The organism is Streptomyces hygroscopicus (assembly GCF_026168105.1).
In the GTDB taxonomy this organism is placed as follows: domain Bacteria; phylum Actinomycetota; class Actinomycetes; order Streptomycetales; family Streptomycetaceae; genus Streptomyces; species Streptomyces hygroscopicus_D.
In genome coordinates, this window is record NZ_LBMW01000031.1 from 87,134 (window position 1) to 98,952 (window position 11,819).

Genomic DNA, 11,819 nt, shown 5'->3' on the forward strand with positions numbered 1-11,819 from the left:
GCGCGCGCGAAGGCGCCGCGGAAATCGCCTGACGTGGCGTCAGGGCGTCAATGTGTCAGCAACAAAGGGTGCGACAGATCATGCGCGGGCTCATGAGGACGATGCTCCTGGCCACGGACAACGCCTGTCAACATTCCGAGTTTCTGAATTAACTCGGCTCAGGTGGCAGCGCTCAGGGGATCCCGGTACAGCACGTCCAGCGCCACCGATCCGCCTGCCGTGGCCGGCACGGAATCAGGAAAACTGGTCGGCAGGACCGCCGCCGGCCGCTCCGGCCCGACCGCTTCCCGCACCGCGGCCAGGCAGTCCTCCCGGTGAGTCACACCGACCTCGGTGACGACGACGGTCTCCGGGTTGAGCACGTCGAGCAGCAGCCCCGCCGCCCGCCCGGTCATCCGGGCCCGGTCCACCAGCAGCCCTGCGGCCATGGCATCGCCGGCCGCAGCCGCGGCGACCACGTGCATCGGGTTCACGCCGTCGATGACGCCCGCCTCCCGGGCCCGCCGGCACAGCGTCCGTTCGCTCAGCTCGGCCTGGAGGCAGCCGGTGCGCCCGCATCCGCACGGCTCGGTGCCGCCCGGCACCGGAAGATGGGCGATCGCCCCGGCCTGGGAGCGGGGACCGTGGTGCACCTCGTCGTTGGTGGCGAAGGCCGCGTCGACCACGTTGCCGACGAACAGGTGCAGCACACTGCGGCTGCCGCGGGCCCGCCCGAACAGCCGCTCACCGTTGACCAGTGCCCGCGCGTGCCCGTCGACGTGCACCGGCAGTCCGGTGCGCGCGCCGATCACCTCCCGGACCGGCACGTCCCGCCAGCCCAGCAGCGGGTGTTCGACGATGGTCCCGCAGTCGCGGTCGACCCAGCCGCCGGCCGCCACCCCGACCCCCAGCGGTCTGCCGGCCGGAGTCCCGGCGAGCAGCTCGCGCAGTCCGTCGGCGGCCCGTGCCAGAACCCACCCGGGGTCGGTGCGCTCGTGCTTCAGCCGCCGCTCGGCCACCACCCGCCCGCGCAGATCCAGCAGGGCGACCGTGCTGTAGGGCACCGCCACATGCACCCCGCCCACCACGAACCGTGAGTCGTCGAGGTCGACGGGCACATGCGGCCGCCCCACCCCGTTCGACTGCCGGGGAGTCAAGGCCTCGTGGATCAGCCCGAGTTCCGCGAACCGGGCGCAGTAGTCCGTCACCGACGCCGGGGACAGACCGGTCAGCCGGGCGATGGTGCTGCGCGCCACCGGTCCGTGTTCCAGCACGGACCGCAGGACGGCGCTCGCGCTCGTCCTGCGCCGGTCGCGGTCGGCGGCGCGGGGTACGGGGGAGGTGGGAGTGGGTGCCGCGGCACGGGGCATGGAGGCTTCCTCAGGGGAACGGGTCCGGCACTGCGCCTTCTGTACAGAGGAGGCGCGTCGGAGCCGCTCCGCCCGCCTCACACGCTTCAGTGTTCGCCTGCGGGGCGCTCGAGCCGGTTTCGAGACCGCGACGGTGCTCAGTCCTTCGGGCCTCCGCGCTCCCCCGAGCTCTCGGCTTCGCTCGAGCAGGGAGGTACCCCCATCGCCCTCGAAACCGGCACGCCCCTTCGGCTCCCTCGCGGGCGGCGACAGGTGGCCGTGCCCTGGCGTCGCAGGTCGACATGGCGACGCGACGTGAGATTCCGGGCCTGGGCAACCATGCGCCTGAAGCTAGCAAAACGGTCCACCGCTGCCCAGACGGCGACCGACGGGCGAGACGCCACCTGTGCGAGGAGCAGGCCGGGTTGGTGAAACCCTACATACGGCGACGGACATAGCCTCATGTCGACGAAGTCTCCACCTCAGTGACCGGTATCACGCCCCACCGCGTGTAAGTCGCATCTTTTGTGCACAGTCCACCAAGCCCCCGATCCAGCCTTTGTCCAGCGCTGACGGTGATCGGTTCAAGGGGCCTGGGATAGCGTCGCCGTGTCCCAGCCGTCCGCATCGCCGGAGTGAGTCCCCCATGAGCACCGCCACCGCCATCGCCCGCCCCGGCGAGGTCCTCGCCGACCTTCTGCCTGCGTCCCGTGTCCGCGACATCGCCCTCGTGGTCGGTGGCGCCGCGCTCACCGGGCTCGCCGCGCAGATCTCGGTGCCCGTGCCCGGTTCCCCGGTGCCGGTGACCGGACAGACCTTCGCCGCGCTGCTCGTGGGCACGTCCCTCGGCGCCGGCCGCGGCCTTCTGGCCCTTGCTCTGTACGCCCTTGCCGGTGTGGCCGGCGTGCCGTGGTTCGCCGGTGGCAGCTCCGGCGTTGCCGCCCCCTCCTTCGGGTACATCCTCGGGATGCTGCTCGCGGCCACCGTTGTCGGTGCCCTGGCCCGCCGCGGCGCCGACCGCTCGATGCTGCGCACGGCCGGCGCGATGCTGCTGGGCGAGGCGATCATCTACGCCGTCGGCGTCCCCTACCTGGCCCTCGCCACCGGTTGCTCCGCGACCGCCGCGATCGCGGCCGGACTCACTCCCTTCCTCATCGGCGACGCCCTGAAGGCCGCCCTGGCGATGGGCATGCTGCCCGCCGCATGGAAGCTCGTCAGGAAGTGACCCCGTAATTCCTGCGGAAGAGGTTCGCCGGGTCGTACTGACCTTCCAGCCCGGCGAGCCTCTTTCGCGTTCCGGTGTCCCAACAGTCCGGCCGAGTGCGGGGACCGGGTGCGGCACCGGCCCCCGAAGGCGCGTCAGTGCCGGTGCGGGCGGCGCCGGGTGGCCCACAGCCCCGTCGTGCCCGCGGCGACCAGCGTCGCGCCGGCCACACCGAGCGGCAGGACCTCGTCGCCGACACCGGTCTTGGGCAACTGGTCACCACCCGGACCCACCGGCTTGTTGTCGACGCCGAGCAGCAAGGGGGTCGCCGGGGCGTTCGGCGTCGGCTTGTTCGCACCGAACGGGACCGGGCCCTGCTGCCAGTAGGTCTTCTTCCCGTCGCTCGTCTGCACCGGCAGACAGATCTTCCCGGCCTTGCGCGGATCGAAGGTGGCGTCGACGGCGTACGTCTTCGAGGAGCCGGCCGCCAGATTGTCGATGGCGCAGCTGAAAGCGCTGTTCGAACCCGGCGGGAGATCCTTTTTCGGGACTTCCGCACAGCCCTTGACGTTCTTGACCGCGAGGCCGTCGAAACCTGCGACCAAAAGCCTGATCCGCCCGCTGTTCCCGGTGCCTCCGTTCTTCACCACGGCGGTAATCGCCGTTTTGTGCGAGCCGTTGTCGACCGAGATCCTCACGGGCAGCAGGGTCGTCAGTTTCACCCCGGCCGGCGGCTGGTCGACGACCTTTCCCCCCTTGCCGCTCATCGCCCCTTCGTTGTCCGCCGTGGCCGTGCAGGCGAGGATCATCACTGCCGAAAAGGATGCAGTGAGCAGCGATCCCGCGATGGCCGTCATATGCCGAGAACTCATGTTCGCCCCCCTTGGCTGCGCCTGAATTCGCAGTACTTGAAGAGGTACCACAAGATTTCTCCGCACTATGCTGGTACGGCCTGAAGTGTGACCATTGTGTTTCCGCTGGGGCGGGCGGTGAGGGGGTGCAGGGGAATGCCGGGAAATACGAGCGGCGGTGTTCCGGGGTTATGGGTGACGGGCCGTTATCGGCTGGTCGCGAGCATAGGCCAGGGGGGAATGGGGCGGGTGTGGCGGGCCGCCGACGAAATGCTGGACCGTCAGGTGGCCGTCAAGGAAATAAGGATGGCCGGACTGGACATGGAGGACGTCCGGACCCGTCGGGAACGCACCCTGCGCGAGGCCAGGGCCACGGCCCGGATCGACCACCCCAACGTCGTACGCGTCTACGACGTGGTCGACGAGGGCGACCGGCTCTGGATCGTCATGGAACTGGTCGACGGCCGCTCCCTGGAGGGGATCCTGGTGGAGGACGGGCCCGTCGGGCTGCGGGAGACGGCACGTATCGGGCTCGAACTGGTGGCGGCGCTGCGGCAGGTGCACGCGGGCGGCGTGCTGCACCGTGACATCAAGCCCGGGAACGTGCTCGTGGAACGGCAGGGGCAGCGGGTCGTCCTCACGGACTTCGGCATCGCCGCGATCCAGGACGCCAAGGCGCTGACCATGGCCGGGATGCTGGTGGGCTCGCCCGACTACATGGCACCCGAGCGGGTCTCGGGCCGCCCCCAGGGACCGCCGTCGGACCTGTGGTCGCTCGGCGCGACGCTCTGCGCGGCACTCGGCGGGCAGTCCCCGTTCTCCCGCTCCACAACCCTGGCGACCCTGCACGCGGTCCTTTACGAGGAGCCGGAACTGCCCTCTTCGGCTGGCGAGTTGACGGAGATCCTGGCGCCGCTCCTGGAGAAGGAACCGTCGGCGCGACCGGGACTCGAGGAGGTGGCCGAGGCGCTGGGGCGGATCGTGGCGGCCGACGGAGGGGAGCCCGGAAAGGACACGGCCACGCTCGTGTTGCACGACTCGGCGCCGACGCGCGCGGCACGGCAGCCGCCGGGGCGTGCAGGCGGCGCCGGGGCGCCGTCCGCCGAGACCTCCGCCGCGACGGGCTCGGAGGCTGCACGGACCTCCCGTCCGCCGACCGGGCCCTCCGGCGTCCTCTCCCTTCCGGCACCCCCGGGCACCGAGGTTCGCACCCCCACCGGCCCCGGTCCCGCCCGGCCCTCGGGCGCGCGCCGCAGCCGGCGTCGGGCCGCACTCATGGGTGCCGCGGGTCTCGCGGCGGCCGGCGGTGTCGCCGGGATCCTCATCGCGGCCGGCGGCGGTCCGAACGGCTCCGCGCACGGTACGTCCGCCGCGCCCCCGTACCCGTCCGTCTCCTCCGGCACACCGGGCAGAGCCGCTCCCTCCTCCGCGTCCCCCACCGTCGCGGGCACCTCCCGTCCGCCGAGCCTTCCCGCGGGGTCCCGGACCGAGGCCGGGCTGTACGCCTGGGTCCCGCCGAGGGGCTGGCAGCGGACGGCGCAGAGCGGCGCCGAGGTGCACTACTCCGCACCGGACCGCACCCAGGAGATCGTGGCCAACGCGACCCCGGCCCAGGGCGATCTGCTGCAGCAGTGGGAGCAGGCCGAGCAGGAGCGGAAGAAGGGCCTGGACTACCGCAGGATCCGCCTCGAGAAAAGCACGTTCCGGGGCGCTCCCGCGGTCGTCTGGGAATACACCGTCACGGCCAAGGCGCGGCCCTGGCACGTCCGGCTGCTCGGCTTCCGCGCGCACGGGACGTCGTACGAGATCAGCACCTGGTACGACCCCGACGCCGAGGACCGCGCGACCGGGATCTACGACGAGGTCCAAAGCGGGTTCACGCCGCTGTGAGCAGTGCGGGTTCACGCCGCTGTGAGCCGTGCGGGCGCACACATGCGGAAGGGCCCCGCGGCGTCTGCCACGGGGCCCTCGCGCACGCGCGTGCGACGGTCAGGCGCGGACCTCGGTCCTTGCCTCCTCCGTGTCGACGGCCGACTCGGCCGTCCGACCCCCGTCCAGCTTCTGCTTCACCACGGCGATCACCACGACCACCGCGGCGACCAGCAGCGACAGCAGCACGGTCGTCCGTCCGCTGCTCTCGCCCTCGGTGTCGGTGAGCATGTAGCCGAGGACGAACACGATCAGCGCGGCCGTCGCCCAGGTCAGGTACGGGTACAGCCACATCTTCACGATCAGCTTCTCCGGCGCCTCGCGCTGGATGATCTTCCGCATCCGCAGCTGCGAGAAGCAGATCACCAGCCAGACGAACAGGGCGACCGCACCGCTGGAGTTGACCAGGAAGAGGAAGACCGAGTCCGGGAACTTGTAGTTGAAGAAGACGGCCAGGAAGCCGAAGAGGACGGAGACGACGATCGCCGCCATCGGCACACCACGACTGGTCGTCCGCGCGAAGGCCTTCGGCGCATCGCCCCGCGCGCCGAGCGAGAAGGCCATACGGGAAGCCGTGTAGAGCCCGGAGTTCAGGCAGGACAGCACCGAGGTCAGCACGATGAAGTTCATGATCTCGCCGGCGTGCGCGATGCCGAGGGAGTCGAGGGCGGCGACGTACGAGCCCTTCTCCTTGATCGACGGATCGTTCCACGGCAGCAGGGAGACGACCACGAGGATCGAGCCGAGGTAGAAGACGCCGATACGCCAGATGATGCTGTTGGTGGACTTGGTCACGGCCCGCTGCGGGTCCTCCGACTCACCGGCTGCCAGCGTGGCGATCTCGCTGCCCATGAAGGAGAAGACGACCAGCAGCACACCGGTGAGGATGGCGCCGGGGCCGTGGGGCAGGAAGCCGCCGTGGCCGGTGAGGTTGCCCAGACCCGCCTTGTCGCTGTGGACGCCCGGCAGCACACCGAAGACGGCGAGTCCGCCGATGACGATGAAGGCGCCGATCGCCACGACCTTGATGCCCGCGAACCAGAACTCGAACTCGCCGTACGAGCTGACGGAGACCAGATTGGTGGCGGTCAGCACGATCATCACGATCAGTGCCCAGCCCCACTGGGGCACGGCCGGTATCCAGCCCTGGAGGATCTTGGCGCCCGCGGTGGCCTCCACGGCGAGCACGACCACCCAGAAGAACCAGTACAGCCAGCCGATCGAGAAACCGGCCCAGCGGCCGAGCGCACGGTCGGCGTGCGCGGAGAAGGAACCAGAGGTGGGGTTCGCGGCGGACATCTCGCCCAGCATGCGCATCACCAGCACCACGAGCGTGCCGACGAGGGCGTAGGAGAGCAGGATGCCGGGGCCGGCGGTGGCGATGCCGGAGCTGGACCCGACGAACAGGCCGGCTCCGATGACACCACCGATGGCGATCATCGAAAGATGACGGTTCTTGAGTCCGGCGTGGAGGCCGCCACCGGGTTCTCCGGCGCGGCCAGGGTCGTTTCCGGCCTTGGTGGGGGTCGGCTGCGAGGTCATGAAAGGTATTTCCTTTGAGCCGGGTGTACGGAATGTGGGGACACACGTACCTACGGACACTTTGTGACCCGTACGAGCGCCCTACGCCGTGTACGGGGGCTCGTACGAGCGGTGTACGAGCCGGTCCAGTGAATCGGAGGCGAATAAATTCGGGAACCTTTGAATCCAGATTGTTACTTGAGGTTCTCTTGAGGTTCTATGGTCCAGGTCACATCTTTCCTGGTCGGAACCCGGCGAAGCCGATCGGCGGCCGCCGTGTCACACTCGGACCATGCGCGTGTACCTCGGCTCAGACCATGCCGGTTTCGAACTGAAGAACCACCTCGTCGAGTGGCTCAAGGCCGTCGGCCACGAGCCCGTCGACTGCGGGCCCCACATCTACGACGCCCAGGACGACTACCCGCCGTTCTGCCTCCGCGCGGCGGAGCGCACCGCGGGTGACCCGGACTCCCTCGGCATCGTGATCGGCGGCTCCGGCAACGGGGAGCAGATCGCCGCGAACAAGGTGAAGGGCGTACGGGCGGCCCTCGCGTGGAGCGAGGAGACGGCGTCCCTGGGTCGCCAGCACAACAACGCGAACGTCGTCGCCGTGGGTGCGCGGATGCACACGCAGCAGGAGGCGACGAAGTTCGTCGAGACGTTCCTGAACACGCCGTTCTCCGGCGACGAGCGCCATGTGCGGCGCATCGAGATGCTCTCGCGGTACGAGACCACGGGCGAACTGCCGCCGGTCCCGGCCCACCACCCGCAGGGCTGAGCACGGGCACCGACCGGGCCCCGAGCAGGGGCCCCGCGGGCGGTTTTCCGTCTCAGGTCACCGGAACCGGGGTCTTCGACGGTTGCGGTGACCGAGGTCGGGTACGACTGTGACATTCAGGGGGAGGTAGGGCGAGCGTGCCAGAGGGGCACACCATTCACCGGCTGGCCAAGGACTACGCCGCACGGTTCGCGGGCGGCGCCGTCACCGTCCGCAGCCCCCAGGGCAAGTTCGCCGACGCAGCCGCCCTCCTCGACGGTGCCGAGCTGCACACCGCCGACGCCCACGGCAAGCACCTCTTCCTCGGCTTCCGCGGCAGTGACTGGGTGCACATCCACCTCGGTCTCTTCGGCAAGGTCACTTTCGGCGACGCCCCCGCGCCGCCGCCCACCGACACCGTCCGCCTTCGCCTCGCGAACCCGCTCTCGTACGTCGATCTCCGCGGGCCGACCACCTGCACGCTGATCACGGACGAGGAGAAGGCGGCCCTGCACGGCCGTCTCGGCCCCGACCCGCTCCGCGACGACGCCGACCCCGCGGCCGCGTACCGCCGTGTCTCCGGCAGCCGTACGACCATCGCCGCGCTGCTCATGGACCAGAAGGTCATCGCGGGCGTCGGCAACGTCTACCGCGCCGAGGTCCTCTTTCGGCACGGCATCGACCCGTACCGCCCCGGCAAGGACATCACCCTCGCCGAGTGGGACGCCCTCTGGTCCGACCTCGTCGACCTGATGCACGAGGGCGTCCGGAACAACCGCATCGACACCGTCCGCCCCGAACACACACCCGAGGCCATGGGCCGCCCGCCGCGCGTCGACGACCACGGCGGCGAGGTGTACGTGTATCGCAGGGCGACCCTGCCCTGCCACATCTGTGGCGGCGAGATCCGCACCGCCGGTCTCGCCGCCCGTAATCTCTTCTGGTGCCCGGGCTGCCAGCGGGGATAGGCGGCCCCGCCGGAGACGGCGTCCCTCAGAACCCGTGCGGCAGCCATGGCGCCACCGCCGAGCCGAACGCGAGCGATGCCTCCACCAGCGCCCCTTGGCACAGCTCCCGCACCCGCCCGGCCGCCGCCAGCGCCGTGAGCGGCACCCCGCCCAGATACGCCGACCCCAGCTCCCGTACGGACAGCGCGAGATCGGCCGCATCCGCCGTACGCACGCAGGACGCACCCTTGGCGTCCCCCGTCAGCCGCCAACTCCCCGTGTTCCAAGGGCAGAAGGCGTCCTCGACGTCGAACACCACGTCCACCGGCGTCTGGTACGTCCGCGCCTCCAGAGCCGCCCCGACGTCGACGAGACGCAGATGGAGGGAGTCCCGCAGCCGCGGCCGGCACCTCCGGATGTCGGACACCAGGTGCTGCCAGGCCTCGTCGACCGGCCGCCCGCGCACGGCCAGCGTCGTCGTCAGATCGATGCCGAACAGGAAGCGCCACAACGCCGCGTCCGACGCCGGATCGAGAGCGGCCAGGTCCGTCAGGGTCACCGTGCCGTTGTGCCCGCCGACCCCCGAGTCGAGCTTGGTGCGGAAGCGTGCGTACCCGGTGATCGCGCCGTCCCGCTCGGCGACCACGCACTGCAGCGGCGAGGCTCCGTCGCGCTCGCTCTCCGGGTCGAGCACGCGCAGCCGCTCCCAGCCGGGCTTCCGCGCGAGCATGCCAGGGCGGCCGGGCACCAGCCGCGCGTAGACCGCCTCGCAGGCGTCGAGGACGTCCACGGGGTCCGCGTACCGCAGCCGCACCTCGTCGGTGCCGGCCGGCACGGACAGCTGTACGCGGCTGGTGTCGATCTCGGCGCCGATCTGGAAAGTCGCGGCGCCGTACCCGAACCGGCCGTAGATCGCGGGCTCGGACGCGACCAGCACGGCGAGCGGCTCGCCCCAGGTACGGATGTCGTCCAGCTGCCGGCGCATCATCGACGTCAGCACCCCGCGCCGGCGGTGCGTGGCCGCGACGCTCACCATCGTGATGCCCGCCGCAGGGACCGAGGCACCGCCGGGGACCGTGAGGCGGAAGGTGAACGCCCCCGCCGTACCCGCGCACACCTCTCCGTCCCATGAACCCAGAAATCGATGGTATTCAACATTACTGCGCCAGAATTCACGTTCTTCGGGTGATTCATCCACCCCGCCGAAGGCCCGGACGAGGTTCTGGTACCAGCCGTCCCACTCGTGCTGCCGCAGTACCCGCACGTCTGTCGTCATGAGCCATGTCCTACCAGGGCAATGCGGGACGAGCGAGGGGATTTCTCTCCTGTTACGGCCGCTGCCTTCCTGTGAAGTTCGGCGCTCGGACGGGGGACAAGTGGTACCTCCCGTGCCAAGCGGCTGGTCCGATGGATAGGGTCCCGAGCAATGGCAGCAGGACGAGAGCGGCGCGCGGAAGCCGAGACGTTCACGGCCCGGTTGAAGAAGCTGTGGCACCGGGCCCGGACCGGTGTGCGCAGATCCGCCGTGGACTACTTCCGCGGGGACGGCTCGGACTGGGTCGCGCTGGCCGGTCTGCTGCTGATGATTCCGCTCATCGCCGCGACCACCCTCTTCGACCCCGTGTGGTGCTCGCCCGCCGTCCTCGTCCTGCCGATCGTGGCGGGCGGCCTGCTGCTGCGGCCCTCCAGCCTGCTCGGTCTGTACGCCGCTGCCGCCACCGCGCTGATCGTCGAGTCCGTGAAACTCGGCCCGTACACCGAGGGGCCGTCGCGGGTCACGCCCGGCATCGTGCTCGTGGTCGCGGCCTGCGGTTTCTTCGGCCTGCTGATCGCGCAGTTCCGCAGCCGGGTCGGGGTGCCGTGGCGGCGCGGCGGAACCATGCTCTTCGACCTGCGCGAACGCATCCGCGTGCAGAGCAAGTTGCCGAAGCTGCCGCTGGGCTGGCACCGCGAGATGGCCCTCAGACCGGCGGGCGGGCAGTCGTTCTCGGGTGACTTCGTGGTGGCGGCCCGGACGAGCGGCGGCCGCACGCTGGAGGTCGTTCTGACCGATGTGTCCGGCAAGGGCATGGACGCCGGCTCCCGCGCCCTGCTGCTGTCCGGCGCGTTCGGTGGTCTGCTGGGATCGCTCCCACCGCACGCGTTCCTGCCCGCGGCCAACGGCTATCTGCTCCGCCAGGACTGGGACGAGGGCTTCGCGACCTCCATCCACCTGGTCCTCGACCTGGAATCGGGCGACTACGAACTGTACTCGGCCGGCCATCCGCCGGGCCTCCAGCTCAGCGCGGGCACCGGCCGCTGGGAGGAGAAGGCGGCGGAGGGGCCCCTCCTCGGCGTCTACGACGGCGCCCAGTTCGACCCCGTCAAGGGCTCTCTGCGCCCCGGCGACGTCCTGATGCTGTTCACGGACGGCCTGGTGGAGACGTCGGAACGCGACATCGTCGAGGGCATCGACCGCCTCACGGGCGAGGCGGACCGCTACGTGGCCGGCGGCTTCCACGGTGCGGCCTGGCACCTCATCGAGGCGGTGGCGAGGGACGTGAACGACGATCGGGCGTTGCTGCTGATCTGCCGGGAGGGGCTGACGGCTCAGGCTGTGCGCTGAGCCGGTGCGGTCTTGGCGCGGTCGTGGCGCGGTCGTGGCGCGGACGGTATGGCTGTCGCGTTCGGCGCGGCCGTCGCGTTCGGCATGGTCGGCGAGGTCGTCACTTGGTCGCCGAACTCCCGTGCGCATGCGGCCCCAAAGGAGGAATTCGGTGGGTTGATTGCGGTAAATGCCCCATATGCCCCCTCAGGTTGACCGTTTGCTCAAGATGGACGCCGTGGGCGCGGATTGCTGGAGTGATCGCCGGATTGATAGGGATGGCCCCGTATGCGCCGTACGGGGAGGTTGGGATGAAGTTCGACATGGGGGTGCAGACCCTGTCGACGCTGATCAAGGGCTCGCGTGGGTCCAGTAGTGATCTGGGGGCGCTGGTTCGTCGGCTGGTGCAGGCGGCGCAGCCGTTGGAGGGGAAGTTCAATGGTGCGGGGCGGGTGGCGTTCGACCAGTTCAAGGGGCGGGCGGATGGTATCGCGGGGGAGCTGAACAGCTCGCTGGCGGCGATTTTGGGTGGTCAGTCCGGGATGGAGTCGGCGTTCGGTTCTGGTGACCAGGAGCAGGGCGAGAATGCGCGGCGGCAGATGTCGGCGGCGAACTTCGACGGGGCGCGGTTCCGCTGAACTGCCTTGCTGCGGCAGACCGGTTGAGCATCGGCCGGGTGCTGTGACATCTCTTTTCTC

At 70.3% G+C, this 11,819-nt stretch carries 10 protein-coding genes; 6 read left to right on the plus strand and 4 right to left on the minus strand.

Going from position 1 to position 11,819, the window contains the following annotated elements; translation table 11 throughout:
• Window positions 1-158: 158 nt before the first annotated feature.
• Complete coding sequence (locus tag AAW14_RS26520; protein ID WP_265566452.1) at window positions 159-1,349, minus strand: ROK family transcriptional regulator; 1,191 nt, start codon at window positions 1,347-1,349, stop codon at window positions 159-161.
• 625 nt (window positions 1,350-1,974) lie between these two features.
• Here AAW14_RS26520 and AAW14_RS26525 point away from each other — a divergent pair.
• On the plus strand, window positions 1,975-2,553 hold the full coding sequence (locus AAW14_RS26525) for a biotin transporter BioY (protein ID WP_265566453.1): 579 nt from the start codon (window positions 1,975-1,977) through the stop codon (window positions 2,551-2,553).
• A gap of 134 nt (window positions 2,554-2,687) precedes the next feature.
• Here the strand turns inward: AAW14_RS26525 and AAW14_RS26530 are convergent, their stop codons facing one another.
• Window positions 2,688-3,404 (minus strand): LPXTG cell wall anchor domain-containing protein, encoded by a 717-nt coding sequence (locus AAW14_RS26530; RefSeq protein ID WP_265566454.1) that lies wholly within the window; start codon window positions 3,402-3,404, stop codon window positions 2,688-2,690.
• A gap of 219 nt (window positions 3,405-3,623) precedes the next feature.
• Between AAW14_RS26530 and AAW14_RS26535 the strand changes: the two genes are divergently transcribed.
• A complete protein-coding gene (locus AAW14_RS26535; RefSeq protein ID WP_416223379.1) occupies window positions 3,624-5,273 on the plus strand; it encodes a protein kinase domain-containing protein in 1,650 nt (549 codons plus the stop codon).
• Between the two features lie 99 nt (window positions 5,274-5,372).
• On the opposite strand, the gene AAW14_RS26540 is transcribed toward AAW14_RS26535, so the two are convergent.
• A complete protein-coding gene (locus AAW14_RS26540; RefSeq protein ID WP_265566456.1) occupies window positions 5,373-6,854 on the minus strand; it encodes an amino acid permease in 1,482 nt (493 codons plus the stop codon).
• A gap of 271 nt (window positions 6,855-7,125) precedes the next feature.
• On the opposite strand from AAW14_RS26540, the gene AAW14_RS26545 reads away from it, so the two are divergent.
• Together AAW14_RS26545 and AAW14_RS26550 are read left to right on the plus strand one after the other, a co-directional pair.
• Entirely contained in the window at window positions 7,126-7,611 is a 486-nt protein-coding gene (locus tag AAW14_RS26545) for a ribose-5-phosphate isomerase (RefSeq protein WP_265566457.1), read from the plus strand.
• A 137-nt stretch (window positions 7,612-7,748) separates the two neighbouring features.
• The gene (locus AAW14_RS26550; RefSeq protein WP_265566458.1) at window positions 7,749-8,558 is read left to right on the plus strand and encodes an Fpg/Nei family DNA glycosylase; all 810 of its coding nucleotides are present in this window, start codon (window positions 7,749-7,751) and stop codon (window positions 8,556-8,558) included.
• A gap of 25 nt (window positions 8,559-8,583) precedes the next feature.
• On the opposite strand, the gene AAW14_RS26555 is transcribed toward AAW14_RS26550, so the two are convergent.
• Window positions 8,584-9,813 carry a GNAT family N-acetyltransferase gene (locus tag AAW14_RS26555; RefSeq protein ID WP_265566459.1) on the minus strand — a complete coding sequence of 410 codons (1,230 nt, stop codon included), beginning with the start codon at window positions 9,811-9,813 and terminating at the stop codon, window positions 8,584-8,586.
• Between the two features lie 150 nt (window positions 9,814-9,963).
• Between AAW14_RS26555 and AAW14_RS26560 the strand changes: the two genes are divergently transcribed.
• Window positions 9,964-11,142: a PP2C family protein-serine/threonine phosphatase gene (locus AAW14_RS26560; RefSeq protein WP_265566460.1), complete on the plus strand. Its 1,179-nt coding sequence runs from the start codon at window positions 9,964-9,966 to the stop codon at window positions 11,140-11,142.
• 290 nt (window positions 11,143-11,432) lie between these two features.
• Window positions 11,433-11,759: a hypothetical protein gene (locus AAW14_RS26565; RefSeq protein ID WP_265566461.1), complete on the plus strand. Its 327-nt coding sequence runs from the start codon at window positions 11,433-11,435 to the stop codon at window positions 11,757-11,759.
• Window positions 11,760-11,819: the final 60 nt, after the last annotated feature.